The 15,340-nt window shown below is 60.4% G+C and carries 11 protein-coding genes; 8 read left to right on the top strand and 3 right to left on the bottom strand.

The annotated features are described in order from the left end of the window. Positions 1-31 precede the first annotated feature (31 nt). Genes mupP through ACZZZP_RS08690 form a run of 3 tightly spaced genes read right to left on the bottom strand, consistent with a single transcriptional unit; the run spans position 32 to position 2,788 of the window. A complete protein-coding gene (mupP, locus tag ACZZZP_RS08680; RefSeq protein ID WP_463382431.1) occupies positions 32-703 on the bottom strand; it encodes an N-acetylmuramic acid 6-phosphate phosphatase MupP in 672 nt (223 codons plus the stop codon). Beyond that, the gene (ubiG, locus tag ACZZZP_RS08685) at positions 703-1,401 is read right to left on the bottom strand and encodes a bifunctional 2-polyprenyl-6-hydroxyphenol methylase/3-demethylubiquinol 3-O-methyltransferase UbiG (protein WP_463382432.1); all 699 of its coding nucleotides are present in this window, start codon (positions 1,399-1,401) and stop codon (positions 703-705) included. Before ubiG ends, mupP begins: the two co-directional genes overlap by 1 nt. A 46-nt stretch (positions 1,402-1,447) precedes the next feature. Then, entirely contained in the window at positions 1,448-2,788 is a 1,341-nt protein-coding gene (locus tag ACZZZP_RS08690; RefSeq protein WP_463536444.1) for a TRZ/ATZ family hydrolase, read from the bottom strand. A gap of 199 nt (positions 2,789-2,987) precedes the next feature. Between ACZZZP_RS08690 and mtnA the strand changes: the two genes are divergently transcribed. The 8 genes from mtnA (at position 2,988) to rpsA (ending at position 15,328) form a co-directional block, all read left to right on the top strand. Then, entirely contained in the window at positions 2,988-4,064 is a 1,077-nt protein-coding gene (gene mtnA / locus ACZZZP_RS08695) for an S-methyl-5-thioribose-1-phosphate isomerase (protein ID WP_122497884.1), read from the top strand. Between the two features lie 279 nt (positions 4,065-4,343). Then, positions 4,344-7,172: a DNA gyrase subunit A gene (gyrA, locus tag ACZZZP_RS08700; RefSeq protein ID WP_463382433.1), complete on the top strand. Its 2,829-nt coding sequence runs from the start codon at positions 4,344-4,346 to the stop codon at positions 7,170-7,172. 99 nt (positions 7,173-7,271) lie between these two features. Next, positions 7,272-8,357 (top strand): 3-phosphoserine/phosphohydroxythreonine transaminase, encoded by a 1,086-nt coding sequence (gene serC, locus ACZZZP_RS08705; protein WP_463382434.1) that lies wholly within the window; start codon positions 7,272-7,274, stop codon positions 8,355-8,357. Further along, positions 8,357-9,463, top strand: coding sequence for a prephenate dehydratase (pheA, locus tag ACZZZP_RS08710; protein ID WP_122497890.1), 1,107 nt, complete (start codon positions 8,357-8,359; stop codon positions 9,461-9,463). Before serC ends, pheA begins: the two co-directional genes overlap by 1 nt. 26 nt (positions 9,464-9,489) lie before the next feature. Then, positions 9,490-10,602, top strand: a complete 1,113-nt coding sequence (hisC, locus tag ACZZZP_RS08715) for a histidinol-phosphate transaminase (protein ID WP_463382435.1) — start codon at positions 9,490-9,492, stop codon at positions 10,600-10,602. A 28-nt stretch (positions 10,603-10,630) separates the two neighbouring features. After that, on the top strand, positions 10,631-12,838 hold the full coding sequence (locus tag ACZZZP_RS08720; protein WP_463384677.1) for a bifunctional prephenate dehydrogenase/3-phosphoshikimate 1-carboxyvinyltransferase: 2,208 nt from the start codon (positions 10,631-10,633) through the stop codon (positions 12,836-12,838). After that, a complete protein-coding gene (cmk, locus tag ACZZZP_RS08725) occupies positions 12,835-13,524 on the top strand; it encodes a (d)CMP kinase (RefSeq protein ID WP_122497896.1) in 690 nt (229 codons plus the stop codon). The genes ACZZZP_RS08720 and cmk overlap by 4 nt, the downstream gene beginning before the upstream one ends. Positions 13,525-13,648: 124 nt before the next feature. Continuing rightward, the gene (gene rpsA, locus ACZZZP_RS08730) at positions 13,649-15,328 is read left to right on the top strand and encodes a 30S ribosomal protein S1 (protein WP_122453300.1); all 1,680 of its coding nucleotides are present in this window, start codon (positions 13,649-13,651) and stop codon (positions 15,326-15,328) included. Positions 15,329-15,340: the final 12 nt, after the last annotated feature.

The raw sequence follows: 15,340 nt of genomic DNA on the forward strand, positions 1-15,340 counted from the left end.
GCTGGGAAGCGGCCGACCGGGAATCAAACAGTCAGCAGCTACACAACGCCCGATCCAGCACGGCGCGCAGTTCGGACGGGTGATCAACCACCACGTCGGCGCCCCAATGGCGCGGGTTGTCGTCGGGATGGATATAGCCGTAGGTCACGGCTGCGGTTTTGGTGCCGGCGGAGCGGCCCGATTCGATGTCACGCAAGTCGTCGCCGATATACAGCACGCTCGCCGGGTCCAGGCCCAGGCGCGAACAGGCCAACAACAGCGGCTCGGGGTCCGGTTTGCTGTTAGTGACGTGATCTGGGCAAATCAGAATGGCCGAACGCTTGGCCAGGCCCAACTGTTCCATGATCGGCTCCGCGTAGCGCACCGGCTTGTTGGTGACCACGCCCCAAATCAGCTTGGCGTGCTCAATGTCGGCCAACAGCTCGGCGATGCCGTCGAACGGCTTCGTCAACACGGCGCAGTGGTCCTGATAGCGCTCCAGGAACTCCAGGCGCAGGGCTTCGAACTGCTCGGACATCGGGTCTACGTCAAAGGCGCGCAGCACCATGGCGCGGGCGCCGCCGGAGACGTGGTCGCGAATCAGCTTGTCTTCCATCGGCGGCAGGCCGCGGGCGGCGCGCATGGCTTGGGCGATGGCGATGAAGTCTGGCGCGCTGTCGAGCAGCGTGCCGTCCATGTCGAAAAGAACCGCTTGCAGGCGCATCAGGCCCCCTTCACGGTCTGGATCATGTAGTTGACGTCTACGTCGTTGGCCAGCTTGTAGTGCTTGGTCAGCGGGTTGTAGGTCAAGCCGATGATGTCTTTGACTTCCAGGCCGGCGGAGCGGCTCCACGCGCCGAGTTCGGACGGGCGAATGAATTTCTTGAAGTCGTGGGTACCGCGCGGCAGCAGGCGCATCAGGTATTCGGCGCCGACGATGGCGAACAGGTACGCCTTGGGGTTGCGGTTAATAGTGGAGAAAAACACCTGGCCGCCGGGTTTGACCATGGCGTAACACGCGCGAATCACCGAGGCCGGGTCCGGCACGTGTTCGAGCATTTCCAGACAGGTGACTACGTCGAACTGCTCGGGCATTTCTTCGGCCAGGGCTTCGGCGGTGCACTGGCGGTATTCCACCTGTATGCCGGATTCCAGCTGGTGCAAACGCGCGACGGCGAGCGGCGCTTCGCCCATGTCGATGCCGGTAACAGTGGCGCCGCGCTGGGCCATGGCTTCGCTGAGAATGCCGCCGCCGCAGCCGACGTCGAGCACTTTCTTGCCAGCTAGGTTGACCCGTTCATCAATCCAGTTCACCCGCAGCGGGTTGATGTCGTGCAGCGGCTTGAACTCGCTTTCGCGGTCCCACCAGCGGTGGGCGAGGGCGGAGAATTTGGCGATTTCGGCGTGGTCGACGTTGCTCATACAGGTTTCCTCAAATCGAATTCGGTGGCGGCCAGGGAGCCCTTGGTCATTTCAAGGGCGCGCGGCTGGTGGCGATTTTCTGGCCCCAGGCGCGGGCGCTGGCGTGCAGTTTTTCTTCGTCCATGCGGGTCAGGCGGCGGTTGTCGAGCAACTGCTTACCGCCGACCCAGACATGTTTGACGCTGTTTCGGTTGCTGGCATAGATCAATTGAGAGACCGGATCGTACACCGGTTGTTGCGCCAATTCGGTGAGGTCAAATGCCACGATGTCGGCGGCCTTGCCGATTTCCAGCGAGCCGATTTCATTTTCCAGGCCCAACGCGCGGGCGCCGTTCAAGGTAGCCATGCGCAGGGCACGGTGTACGTCTAGGGCGGTGGCGGAACCGGCCACGGCTTTGGCCAGCATGGCGGCGGTACGGGTTTCGCCGAGCAGGTCGAGGTCGTTGTTGCTGGCCGCGCCGTCGGTGCCAATGGCGACGTTGACCCCCGCTTGCCACAAGCGCTCGACTGGGCAAAAGCCGCTGGCCAGTTTCAGGTTCGACTCCGGGCAATGGATAACGCTGGCGTTACTTTCCACCAGCAACTGCAGATCTTCGTCATTTACCTGAGTCATGTGTACGGCTTGAAATCGCGGGCCGAGCAGATCGAGGCGAGCCAGGCGGGCCATCGGGCGCTCGCCATGCTGCTCCAGACTTTGCTGCACCTCAAAGGCGGTTTCCTGCACATGCATATGAATGCCGGCATCCAGCTCCTCGGCGAGCATGCGGATGTTTTCCAGCTTATCGTCGCTGACGGTGTACGGCGCGTGCAGGCCAAAGGCGACCTTGATGCGCGGATGCAAACGGAGGTCGTCGAACAGGTTCAGGCCCTTGCGCAGCGCTTCATCGGCGTCACGGGCGCCGGGGATCGGGAAGTTCAGCACCGGAATGGTGATCTGCGCGCGAATCCCGCTGGTGTGCACCAGCTCGCTTGCGACTTCCGGGAAAAAGTACATGTCGGAGAAACAGGTGATGCCGCCCTGCAACTGTTCAGCAATCGCCAGCTCGGTGCCGTCGCGAATAAAGGCTTCATCCACCCACTTGGCTTCGGCGGGCCAGATGTGGTCTTGCAGCCAATTCATCAGCGCTTTGTCGTCGGCCATGCCGCGAAACAGGCTCATCGCCGCATGACCATGAGCGTTAACCAGGCCTGGGCTGAGCAACATGCCCGGCAGCTCGCGCACCTCGGTCGCCGGATGGCGCAGGGCCTCGTCGCGCGGGGCGATCAAGGCGATGCGGCCATCGCGAATACCCAAACCGTGTTCCTGCAACACCACGCCGGCAGGCTCGACAGGCACCAGCCAGGTTGGCAGGAGCAGCAGGTCGAGCGGGGCGGCGGTGTTGGGCATGGCGGCATCCAGAGGCTATAACGATGGGCGTGTAACAGTAGGCTTTGACAGTATCGCCTACGTCTACGTAGGAAGTTGACTACGCCAGGCTCGGAACGCTGGCCTGGACGGGTTTTTGCGCTGACGAAGTATACCCGAGCGCCCAAGTGTGGGGCTCGCTATAATCCGCGGCTTTTCGCTTCCGAGTACGAGGATGGTCATGCGCGAGCAATTGTTGGCAGCAGAGAAGGTTACAGCCATCGATTGGCGGGATGGCGCGCTGTACCTGCTGGACCAGCGTGCGTTGCCTTTCGAGGAAACCTGGGTGCGCTTCGACTCGGCAGCCGGTGTCGCCCAAGCGATCAAAGACATGGTAGTGCGCGGCGCCCCGGCTATTGGTATTGCTGCCGCTTATGGCCTGGCGCTCGGTGTGCGGGCGCGAATGGCCGAAGGCGATGACTGGCAGATGGCGCTGGAAGAAGACTTCGAAACCCTCAATAACTCGCGGCCCACGGCGGTCAACCTGTTCTGGGCGCTGAACCGCATGCGTGAGCGCCTGTACCGCATCAAAGACAGCGACGATGCGTTGGCGATCATGAATGCCGAGGCCGAGGCCATTCACGAGAGCGACCGCGAGGCCAATCTGACCATGGCGCAATTAGGAGTCGACCTGATTCGCCGCCATCAAGGCAACCTGCAAACCTTGCTGACTCACTGCAACACCGGCGCCCTGGCCACTGGCGGCTTCGGTACGGCGTTGGGCGTGATTCGGGCGGCCTACCTGGATGGCTTGGTCGAGCGCGTGTATGCCGACGAAACCCGGCCGTGGCTGCAAGGCTCGCGCCTGACCGCTTGGGAACTGCTCAACGAAGGTATTCCGGTGAGCCTGAACGCCGACTCGGCGGCGGCGCATCTGATGAAAACCAAAGGCATCACCTGGGTAATCGTCGGCGCCGACCGCATCACCGCTAACGGCGATGTGGCCAACAAGATCGGCACCTATCAATTGGCCGTAAACGCCATGCACCACGGCGTGCGCTTTATGGTGGTGGCGCCGAGCTCGACCATCGACATGAACCTGGAAAGCGGCGACGACATTCCGATTGAAGAGCGCGCCGGCAGTGAGTTGCTGGAGCTGGCTGGCAAGCGGGTGGCGGCGGATGTGCCGGCGGTGAATCCGGTGTTCGATGTGACCCCGGCTGACCTGATCGATTTCATCGTTACCGAGAAGGGTGTGGTCGAGCGTCCGGACAAGGCCAAGATGGCCCTGCTCATGTGCCGCAAGCGTCTGCACTAACGCCTTCATTTATTAGCGTTTGTGCCCGTTCAGGTGATGTCATTTATATGGCCTCGCCTGACGCGCGGCCTGCGTTGCGGGGATAGGTTCAGGGCATCGGTTGTGGTACTCTCCGTCAGTTTTCAAGGGGGCCTGCCATGGCCACCCCAATTGCGCAGATCCATGCCATAACTCGTTGATTTGTCATGTGTCGTTGTGGCCTGAAGGCGGCAACGGCGAGCTCCCCGTCATTCAGGAAGAATGCGCGGAGTTTCACCAGAAAAAGGAACCAGGCTTCTCATGGGCGAACTGGCCAAAGAAATCCTCCCGGTCAATATCGAAGACGAGCTGAAACAGTCCTACCTCGACTACGCAATGAGCGTAATCGTAGGGCGCGCCTTGCCGGATGCACGTGACGGCCTCAAGCCCGTGCACCGTCGCGTTCTGTACGCGATGAGCGAGCTGGGCAACGACTGGAACAAGGCTTACAAGAAATCCGCCCGTGTGGTCGGTGACGTAATCGGTAAGTACCACCCCCACGGTGATACGGCGGTTTACGACACCATCGTCCGTATGGCGCAGCCCTTCTCCTTGCGCTACCTGCTGGTCGACGGCCAGGGCAACTTCGGTTCGGTAGACGGCGACAACGCCGCCGCCATGCGATACACCGAAGTGCGCATGACCAAGTTGGCCCATGAACTGCTGGCCGACCTCGACAAAGAAACGGTCGACTGGGTGCCCAACTACGACGGCACCGAAATCATCCCGGCCGTTATGCCCACCAAGATCCCCAACCTGCTGGTCAACGGTTCCAGCGGTATTGCCGTGGGCATGGCGACCAACATTCCGCCGCACAACCTCACCGAGGTTATCGACGGTTGCCTGGCGCTGATCGACAACCCCGAGCTGACGATCGACGACCTGATGCACTACATCCCCGGTCCGGACTTCCCGACCGCGGCGATCATCAACGGTCGTGCCGGCATCATCGAGGCCTACCGCACCGGTCGTGGTCGCATCCAGATTCGCGCCCGCGCCATGTTCGAAGACATCGACAAAGTCGGTGGCCGCCAGCAGATCGTGATCACCGAGCTGCCGTATCAGCTCAACAAAGCCCGCGTGATCGAGAAGATCGCCGAGCTGGTGAAAGAGAAGAAGCTCGAAGGCATCACCGAGCTGCGCGATGAGTCCGACAAAGACGGCATGCGCATCGTCATCGAGCTGCGTCGCGGCGAAGTGCCGGAGGTGATCCTCAACAACCTCTACGCGCAGACCCAACTGCAAAGCGTATTCGGCATCAACGTGGTGGCACTGATCGACGGCCAGCCGAAGATTCTGAACCTCAAGGATCTGCTTGAAGCGTTCATTCTTCACCGCCGTGAAGTGGTTACCCGCCGTACCGTTTACCTGCTGCGCAAAGCCCGTGAACGCGGCCATATCCTTGAAGGTCAGGCGGTTGCGCTGTCCAACATCGACCCCGTTATCGCGGTTATCAAGGCCTCGCCTAGCTCGGCTGAAGCCAAGGAAGCGTTGATTTCCCAGGCTTGGGAATCCAGTGCCGTGCAGGGCATGGTTGAAGCGGCTGGCGCCGAAGCGTGCCGCCCGCAAGACCTCGACCCGCAATATGGCCTGCGTGACGGTAAGTACTACCTTTCGCCGGAACAGGCTCAGGCGATTCTCGACCTGCGTCTGCACCGCCTGACCGGGCTGGAACACGAAAAACTGCTGGCCGAGTACAAAGAAATTCTCGACCAGATCGGCGAGCTGATCCGCATCCTGACCAGCGCCACGCGCCTGATGGAAGTGATCCGCGAAGAGCTGGAAGGCGTGAAGGCTGAGTTCGGCGACAAGCGTCGCACTGAAATTCTCGACACCCGTCTGGACCTGACGCTGGGTGACCTCATCACCGAAGAAGAGCGTGTGGTCACCATTTCCCACGGTGGTTATGCCAAGACCCAGCCGCTGTCGGCCTATCAGGCCCAGCGTCGCGGCGGTAAAGGCAAGTCAGCTACCGGCGTGAAGGATGAGGACTACATCGAGCACCTGCTGGTCGCCAACAGCCACGCTACGCTGTTGCTGTTCTCCAGCAAGGGCAAGGTGTACTGGCTGAAAACCTACGAAATTCCGGAAGCGTCCCGCGCTGCCCGTGGTCGTCCATTGGTCAACCTGTTGCCGTTGGACGAAGGTGAATACATCACCACCATGCTGCAGATCGACCTCGAAGCCCTGCAGAAAACCGCCGGCGCTGACGACGATCTGGACGACGCCGAAGACGTGATCGAAGGCGAAGTGGTGGAAGCCGAAGAGGCGGCGGAAGTCGAAGAAGTCGAAGGCGAGACCGCTGAGTGGGTGGCTGAGCCGACCGGCGAGTACATCTTTATGGCCACCGCTATGGGCACCGTGAAGAAGACGCCGTTGTCGCAATTCGCCCGTCCGCGTACCAGCGGCCTGATTGCTTTGAAGTTGAAAGAAGGCGACACCTTGATCGCAGCGGCCATCACCGACGGCGCCAAGGAAGTCATGCTGTTTAACGACTCCGGCAAGGTGATTCGCTTCGCTGAAAGCTCGATCCGCGTGATGGGCCGTGGCGCCCGTGGTATTCGCGGTATGCGTTTGGGCAAAGGGCAAACGCTGATTTCCATGCTGATTCCTGAATCCGGCGCGCAGATTCTCACTGCCTCCGAGCGCGGCTTCGGCAAGCGCACCGCGCTGAGCAAATTCCCACGTCGCGGTCGTGGCGGTCAGGGCGTTATCGCCATGGTCACCAAAGAGCGTAACGGCAAGCTCATCGGCGCCATTCAGGTGCAGGACGGCGAGGAAATCATGTTGATTTCCGATCAGGGCACCTTGGTGCGCACCCGTGTGGACGAAGTGTCCAGTTCGGGCCGTAACACCCAGGGCGTCACGCTGATCAAGCTGGCCTCTGACGAGACGCTGGTTGGCCTTGAGCGTGTGCAGGAGCCTTCGGAAGTGGAAGGGCAAGTGCTGGTTGGCGAAGACGGTGAAGTGCTGGAAGGCGCTGAGCTGGATGATGCCGACATCGATGCTGCTGACTTGCACAGTGCCGATCTGGACGACGCGATCGACGCGGTGTCCGACGACGCGGCCGAGGCGCCAAGCGAAGACTAAGCGGGCAGGGCGCGCTGCCTCCGGTGGCGCGCCTGACACCTGCACGAATGACAGCATGCACCGTCGCTCGGTTGACGGTGTAGAACGAGAGAGACTGACGTGAGCAAGCGAGCCTTTAACTTCTGCGCAGGCCCAGCCGCGCTTCCCGAAGCTGTACTGCAACGTGCTCAGGCCGAGCTCCTGGACTGGAATGGCAAAGGCCTTTCGGTCATGGAGATGAGCCATCGCAGCGATGACTACGTGGCCATTGCTGAGAAAGCCGAGCAAGACCTGCGCGACCTGCTCGCTATTCCGTCGAACTACAAAGTGCTGTTTCTGCAAGGCGGCGCCAGCCAGCAATTTGCCGAAATCGCGCTTAACCTGCTGCCAGAAGACGGCACGGCCGACTACATCGACACCGGTATCTGGTCGAAGAAAAGCATCGAAGAAGCGCGTCGCTACGGCAACGTCAACGTCGCCGCCAGTGCCAAGCCGTACGACTACTTCGCCATCCCTGGCCAGAACGAATGGCAGCTCACTAAAGACGCCGCTTACGTTCACTACGCCAGCAACGAAACCATCGGTGGTCTGCAATTCGACTGGATTCCGGAAACCGGTGACGTGCCGTTGGTGGTTGATATGTCTTCGGACATTCTGTCGCGCAACCTCGACGTGTCGAAGTTCGGCCTGATTTACGCCGGCGCCCAGAAGAACATCGGTCCGTCCGGTTTGGTCGTGGTGATCGTCCGTGAAGACCTGCTCGGCCGTGCTCGCTCCAGCACGCCGACCATGCTCAACTACAAAGTCGCGGCCGATAACGGCTCGATGTACAACACGCCAGCGACCTTCTCCTGGTACCTCTCTGGCCTGGTGTTCGAATGGCTGAAAGAGCAGGGCGGTGTCGCGGCGATGGAGCAGCGTAACCGGGCGAAGAAAGAGCTGCTGTACGGCGCCATTGACGCCAGCAATCTGTACAGCAACCCGATTGCCGTGAACGCGCGCTCGTGGATGAACGTGCCGTTCCGCCTCGCAGACGAGCGCCTGGACAAGCCATTCCTGGCCGGCGCCGACGCCCGTGGCCTGCTCAATCTCAAAGGCCACCGTTCGGTCGGCGGCATGCGCGCCTCTATCTATAACGCCGTCGGCCTCGATGGCGTTCAAGCGCTTGTTGCCTACATGGCGGAGTTCGAGAAGGAGCACGGCTAATGACAGGTGTACCTTCCGAGCACGAGCTCAAAGCGCTGCGGGTTCGCATCGATAGCCTCGACAAGCGAATCCTCGATTTGATCAGCGAGCGCGCCAGCTGCGCGCAAGAAGTGGCACGGGTGAAAATGGCCGCGCTGCCCGAGGGCGAGAAGCCGGTTTTCTACCGTCCAGAACGCGAAGCCTGGGTGCTCAAGCACATCATGGAACTGAACAAAGGCCCACTGCCAAATGAGGAAGTGGCGCGTTTGTTCCGTGAAATCATGTCGTCGTGCCTGGCGCTTGAGCAACCGCTGAAGGTCGCTTATCTGGGGCCGGAAGGTACTTTTACCCAAGCAGCAGCCATGAAGCATTTCGGCCATGCGGTGATCACCGTGCCGATGGCTGCCATCGACGAAGTGTTCCGCGAAGTGGCCGCTGGAGCGGTGAATTTCGGCGTGGTGCCGGTGGAAAATTCCACCGAAGGCGCGGTGAACAACACCCTCGACAGCTTCTTCGAGCACGACTTGGTGATTTGTGGCGAAGTAGAGCTGCGCATTCACCATCACTTGTTGGTCGGCGATGTCACCAAAACTGACCGCATCACCCGCATTTACTCCCACGCTCAGTCCCTGGCGCAGTGCCGCAAGTGGCTCGACGCGCACTATCCGAACGTCGAGCGCGTAGCAGTTTCGAGCAACGCCGAAGCCGCCAAGCGGGTAAAAAGCGAGTGGAACTCAGCGGCGATTGCCGGCGATATGGCCGCTGGCCTGTACGGCTTGAGCAAGTTGGCCGAGAAGATTGAAGACCGTCCGGATAACTCCACGCGCTTCCTCATTATCGGCAGCCAGGAAGTGCCGCCGACCGGCGACGACAAGACCTCGATCATCGCCTCGATGCGCAACCAGCCGGGCGCCTTGCACGAACTGCTGGTGCCGTTCCATGCCAATGGCATCGACCTGACCCGCATCGAAACGCGGCCTTCGCGCAGCGGCAAATGGACCTATGTGTTCTTTATCGACTTCGCCGGCCATCACCGTGATCCGCTGATCCGTGACGTGCTGGAAAAGATCAATCAGGAAGCGGTCGCACTGAAAGTATTGGGCTCGTATCCCAAGGCAGTGCTGTGACCTCCACGATTCTCTGAGGAGAACCCATGAGCAGTGATTTCCTCGCCCTGGCCCAGCCCGGCGTGCAAAAGCTTTCGCCTTACGTGCCGGGTAAACCGGTGGACGAGCTCGCCCGGGAGCTGAATCTGGACCCGGCCAGCATCGTCAAATTGGCCAGTAACGAAAACCCGCTGGGGCCAAGTCCGAAATCGCTGGAGGCCATTCGCCTGGCGGCCGCCGAATTGACGCGTTATCCCGACGGCAATGGCTTCGAATTGAAAGCTGCGCTGGCCGAGCGCTGCAGTGTGCAGACTAATCAAGTGACGCTCGGCAACGGCTCGAACGACATTCTTGAGCTGGTCGCCCGCGCGTATTTGGCGCCGGGCTTGAACGCGGTGTTCAGCGAGCACGCGTTCGCCGTTTATCCCATCGCCACCCAGGCGGTGGGCGCTCAGGCCAAAGTGGTGCCGGCGAAGGAGTGGGGGCACGACCTCGACGCCATGCTCGCGGCCATCGACGCCAACACCCGTGTGGTGTTTATCGCCAACCCGAACAACCCGACCGGCACCTGGTTTGATGCCGATGCGTTGCGTCGTTTCCTCGCCAAGGTGCCGGCGCATGCGTTGGTAGTGCTCGACGAGGCGTATATCGAATACGCCACTGGCGGAGCACTGCCGGATGGGCTGAATTTCCTCGCCGCGCACCCGAACTTGCTGGTGTCGCGCACCTTCTCCAAGGCGTATGGCCTGGCTGCGTTGCGCGTGGGCTACGGCGTATCGTCGCCCGCCATTGCCGACGTGCTAAACCGCGTTCGCCAGCCCTTCAACGTCAACAGCCTCGCCCAGGCGGCGGCCTGTGCGGCGCTGGGGGATGCGGACTACCTTGATGAAAGTCGCGCGCTCAACGACGCGGGTATGCAACAACTGGAGCAGGGCTTTCGGCAGCTCGGCCTGAGCTGGATCGCCTCGAAAGGCAACTTCATCGCCGTCGATCTCGGTCGCGAGGGCATGCCGGTGTATCAAGGCCTGCTGCGCGAAGGCGTGATCGTGCGTCCGGTTGCCAACTACGGCATGCCCAACTTCCTGCGCGTCACTATCGGCCTGCCGGCCGAGAACACGCGCTTTCTGGATGCGCTGACCAAGGTTCTTGCCAGTGGCTGATGTCATGGCGGCGCAACAGCGTGCACCTATGATCGAGCGCCTGGTGGTGATTGGCCTGGGCTTGATCGGCGGGTCGTTCGCCAAAGGCTTGCGCGAAAGCGGCTTGTGCCGCGAAGTGGTCGGCCTCGACCTTGACCCCGAATCGCGGCGCATGGCCGTGGAGCTGGGTGTGGTGGATCGTTGCGAAGCAGAATTGGCTGCCGCCTGTCAGGGCGCCAGTGTGATTCAGCTGGCGGTTCCTATTCTGGCGATGGAAAAGCTGCTGCGCGAATTGGCCAAGCTCGACCTGGGCGACGCCGTGCTGACCGATGTCGGCAGCGCCAAAGGCAATGTGGTGCGCGCGGCGCGTCTGGCCTTCGACGGTTTGCCGGCGCGGTTCGTGCCAGGTCATCCAATTGCCGGGTCGGAGCAGAGCGGTGTTGAGGCCTCGAATAGCGAGTTGTTCCGGCGTCATAAAGTCATTTTGACGCCGCTTGAGCAGACGGATTCGGCAGCGTTGAGCCTGGTCGACGCCCTGTGGCGTGCGCTGGGCGCCGACGTTGAACATATGGCGGTGGAGCACCACGACCAAGTGCTGGCCGCGACCAGCCACTTGCCGCATCTGTTGGCATTTGGGCTGGTCGACTCTCTGGCCAAACGCAGCGAGAACCTGGAGATCTTTCGTTACGCCGCTGGCGGCTTTCGCGACTTTACGCGAATCGCCGGCAGCGACCCGGTGATGTGGCATGACATCTTTCTCGCCAATCGCGAGGCGGTGCTGCGCACGCTGGACACTTTTCGCAGCGACCTCGACGCCCTGCGCGACGCGGTCGATGCCGGGGATGGGCATCAGCTTCTGGGCGTTTTCACTCGCGCTCGAGTGGCCCGTGAGCATTTCAGCAAAATTTTGGCCCGTCGGGCCTATGTGGACGCTATGAATACCAACGATCTGATTTTCCTGGCCAACCCAGGTGGCCGTTTGTCCGGCCGTATTCGTGTACCGGGCGACAAATCCATTTCCCACCGCTCGATCATGCTCGGCTCGCTGGCTGAAGGCGTGACCGAGGTGGAAGGTTTCCTCGAAGGCGAAGACGCCCTGGCGACCCTGCAAGCGTTCCGCGACATGGGCGTGGTCATTGAAGGTCCGCACCACGGCCGCGTGACCATTCACGGCGTTGGTCTGCATGGTTTGAAGGCGCCGCCCGGCCCGATTTATCTCGGCAACTCCGGCACGTCGATGCGTCTGCTGTCGGGCCTGCTGGCCGCGCAGCCGTTCGACGTCACCCTTACGGGCGATGCGTCGCTGTCGAAACGTCCGATGAATCGCGTGGCCAAGCCACTGCGTGAAATGGGCGCCTTGATCGACACCGCTGCTGAAGGGCGTCCGCCCATGACCATTCACGGCGGCCGTCGCCTGGGTGGCATGACCTACGAAATGCCGATGGCCAGTGCTCAGGTGAAATCCTGCCTGCTGCTCGCCGGTCTGTACGCTGCGGGCTCAACCACCGTGATCGAGCCTGCGCCAACGCGTGACCACACCGAGCGCATGCTGCGCGGCTTCGGTTACCCGGTGACCGTCGAAGGCAACAAGGCGACCGTTGAATCCGGCCACAAACTGACCGCGACGCACATCGAAGTGCCGGCGGATATTTCCTCCGCCGCTTTCTTCTTGGTCGCCGGTTCGATTGCCGAAGATTCCGAGTTGGTGCTGGAACATGTCGGCATTAACCCGACCCGTACCGGCGTGATCGACATCCTGCGTCTGATGGGCGCCGACATCACGCTGGAAAACCAGCGGGAAGTGGGCGGCGAGCCGGTAGCCGATTTACGCGTTCGCTCGGCCAAACTCAAAGGCATCGACATTCCGGAAGACTTGGTGCCGCTGGCCATCGATGAATTCCCGGTACTGTTCGTTGCTGCCTCGGTGGCTGAAGGGCGTACCGTTCTGCGCGGCGCGGAAGAGCTGCGGGTTAAAGAGTCCGACCGTATTCAGGTTATGGCCGATGGGCTGCTGGCGTTGGGCGCGAAGGTCGAGCCGACGCCGGACGGCATCATTATTGATGGCGGCACGTTGGGCGGCGGCGAAGTGCACAGTCATGGCGACCATCGCATTGCGATGTCCTTCAGCGTCGCTTCGCTGCGCGCTACGGCGCCAATCCGCATTCACGATTGCGCCAACGTCGCCACCTCGTTCCCCAACTTCCTCGGCCTGGCCGCGCAAGTGGGCATTCGTGTCGCTGAAGAGGGCAAATCATGAGCATTCAGGCGCCAGTCATCGCAATCGACGGTCCAAGCGGTTCGGGCAAGGGCACCATTGCCAGCTTGGTCGCCAAAAAGCTGGGCTGGAGCTTGTTGGATTCTGGTGCGCTGTATCGCTTGTTGGCATTCGCAGCGCGCAACCATGGCGTCGACCTGACTAATGAAGAAGCGCTGAAGCTGCTCGCCGCTCATCTGGATGTGCAATTCGTTGCCGCCGCCAATGGGCAGCCGCAACGCATCATTCTGGAAGGCGAAGAAGTCACCGACGCGATTCGCAACGAGCAGATTGGCGCCGGTGCTTCGCAAGTCGCCGCGCTAGGCGCCGTGCGGGATGCGCTGTTGCAGCGGCAACGTGCTTTCCAAGAAATGCCCGGCCTTGTAGCGGATGGTCGCGACATGGGCACCGTAGTGTTCCCTGACGCGCCGCTTAAGATTTTCCTGACCGCCAGTGCGGAAGAACGTGCTCGACGCCGGTACTTGCAGTTGAAGGCAAAAGGCGACGATGTTAATCTTGCGAGTCTGCTAGACGAGATTCGTCTGCGCGATGAGCGCGATACTCAGCGCACGGTGGCACCGCTCAAACCAGCGGCTGACGCCATTGTGCTGGATTCCACCGAACTCTCGATCGAGCAGGTGCTAGAACGCATTCTGAACGAAGTCGCCAATCGCGACCTCGCTGGATGACAGAGCAGGTCTGTGAGGAACCCAGTCTTTATCCCACACCCGGCTTTTAAACTAACGAAACCCACATTGTCTGGAGTGTGGATGCTGGGCGGGTTTATCCGTCCTAGATCAATCAGGAATTAACATGAGCGAAAGCTTTGCAGAACTTTTTGAAGAAAGCCTAAAAACCCTCGACATGCAGCCGGGCGCAATCATCACTGGTATCGTTGTTGATATCGATGGTGACTGGGTTACTGTCCACGCCGGTCTGAAGTCTGAAGGCGTCATCCCGCTCGAGCAGTTCTACAACGACGCTGGCGAGCTGACCATCAAGGTCGGTGACGAAGTACACGTTGCGCTGGACGCGGTTGAAGATGGCTTTGGTGAAACCAAGCTGTCCCGCGAAAAAGCCAAACGTGCAGAGTGCTGGATCGTTCTGGAAGCGGCTTTCGCAGCTGAAGAAGTGGTTAAGGGCGTTATCAACGGTAAGGTTAAAGGCGGCTTCACAGTCGACGTTAACGGCATCCGTGCGTTCCTGCCAGGTTCTTTGGTTGACGTTCGCCCAGTGCGCGACACCACGCACCTCGAAGGCAAAGAGCTGGAATTCAAAGTCATCAAGCTCGACCAGAAGCGCAACAACGTTGTCGTTTCCCGTCGCAGCGTCCTCGAAGCCGAGAACTCCGCCGAGCGTGAAGCTCTGCTGGAATCCCTGCAAGAAGGCCAGCAAGTCAAAGGTATCGTCAAAAACCTCACCGACTACGGCGCATTCGTCGATCTGGGTGGCGTGGACGGCCTGCTGCACATCACCGACATGGCTTGGAAACGCATCAAGCATCCATCGGAAATCGTCAACGTTGGCGATGAGATCGATGTAAAAGTGCTGAAGTACGATCGTGAGCGTAACCGTGTTTCCCTGGGCTTGAAGCAACTGGGCGAAGACCCATGGGTTGCTATCAAAGCGCGTTACCCAGAAGGCACTCGCGTGACTGCTCGTGTAACCAACCTGACCGACTACGGCTGCTTCGCTGAGCTGGAAGAAGGCGTTGAAGGTCTGGTACACGTTTCCGAAATGGACTGGACCAACAAGAACATCCACCCTTCGAAAGTCGTACAAGTTGGCGACGAAGTGGAAGTTATGGTTCTGGACATCGACGAAGAGCGTCGTCGTATCTCCCTGGGCATCAAACAGTGCAAAACTAACCCGTGGGAAGATTTCTCGGGTCAGTTCAACAAAGGCGACAAGATCTCCGGCACCATCAAGTCGATCACCGATTTCGGTATCTTCATTGGTCTGGATGGCGGCATCGACGGCCTGGTTCACCTTTCCGATATCTCCTGGAACGAAGTAGGCGAAGAAGCTGTACGCCGCTTCAAGAAAGGCGACGAGTTGGACACCGTGATCCTGTCGGTTGACCCAGAGCGTGAGCGCATCTCCCTGGGCATCAAGCAACTGGAAAGCGATCCGTTCTCCGAATACGTTGCTACCAACGACAAAGGCGCGATCGTTCGCGGCACCGTCAAAGAAGTAGACGCCAAGGGCGCTGTAATCACCCTGGCCGAAGGCATCGAAGCTGTACTGAAAGCCTCCGAAATCAGCCGCGACCGCGTTGAAGACGCCCGCAACGTGCTGAAAGAAGGCGAAGAAGTAGAAGCTAAAATCATCAGCGTTGACCGTAAGAGCCGCGTAATCAGCTTGTCGGTTAAGTCGAAAGACGTTGAAGACGAAAAAGAAGCCATCAAAGAAATGCGCAAGCAGGAAGTTGAAACTGCTGGTCCGACCACCATCGGTGATCTGATCCGCGCACAAATGGAAAACCAGAACTAAGTTCTGAGCTTC

This window comes from Pseudomonas sp. AC211, assembly GCF_979258055.1.

Excerpts from the sequence above, each read along its gene's own strand:
- ACZZZP_RS08720 (WP_463384677.1), top strand. The coding sequence starts at position 10,631 with ATGATCGAGCGCCTGGTGGTGATTGGCCTGGGCTTGATCGGCGGGTCG.
- ubiG (WP_463382432.1), bottom strand. The coding sequence starts at position 1,401 with ATGAGCAACGTCGACCACGCCGAAATCGCCAAATTCTCCGCCCTCGCC.
- mupP (WP_463382431.1), bottom strand. The coding sequence starts at position 703 with ATGCGCCTGCAAGCGGTTCTTTTCGACATGGACGGCACGCTGCTCGAC.
- pheA (WP_122497890.1), top strand. The coding sequence starts at position 8,357 with ATGACAGGTGTACCTTCCGAGCACGAGCTCAAAGCGCTGCGGGTTCGC.
- hisC (WP_463382435.1), top strand. The coding sequence starts at position 9,490 with ATGAGCAGTGATTTCCTCGCCCTGGCCCAGCCCGGCGTGCAAAAGCTT.
- ACZZZP_RS08690 (WP_463536444.1), bottom strand. The coding sequence starts at position 2,788 with ATGCCCAACACCGCCGCCCCGCTCGACCTGCTGCTCCTGCCAACCTGG.
- rpsA (WP_122453300.1), top strand. The coding sequence starts at position 13,649 with ATGAGCGAAAGCTTTGCAGAACTTTTTGAAGAAAGCCTAAAAACCCTC.
- mtnA (WP_122497884.1), top strand. The coding sequence starts at position 2,988 with ATGCGCGAGCAATTGTTGGCAGCAGAGAAGGTTACAGCCATCGATTGG.
- cmk (WP_122497896.1), top strand. The coding sequence starts at position 12,835 with ATGAGCATTCAGGCGCCAGTCATCGCAATCGACGGTCCAAGCGGTTCG.
- gyrA (WP_463382433.1), top strand. The coding sequence starts at position 4,344 with ATGGGCGAACTGGCCAAAGAAATCCTCCCGGTCAATATCGAAGACGAG.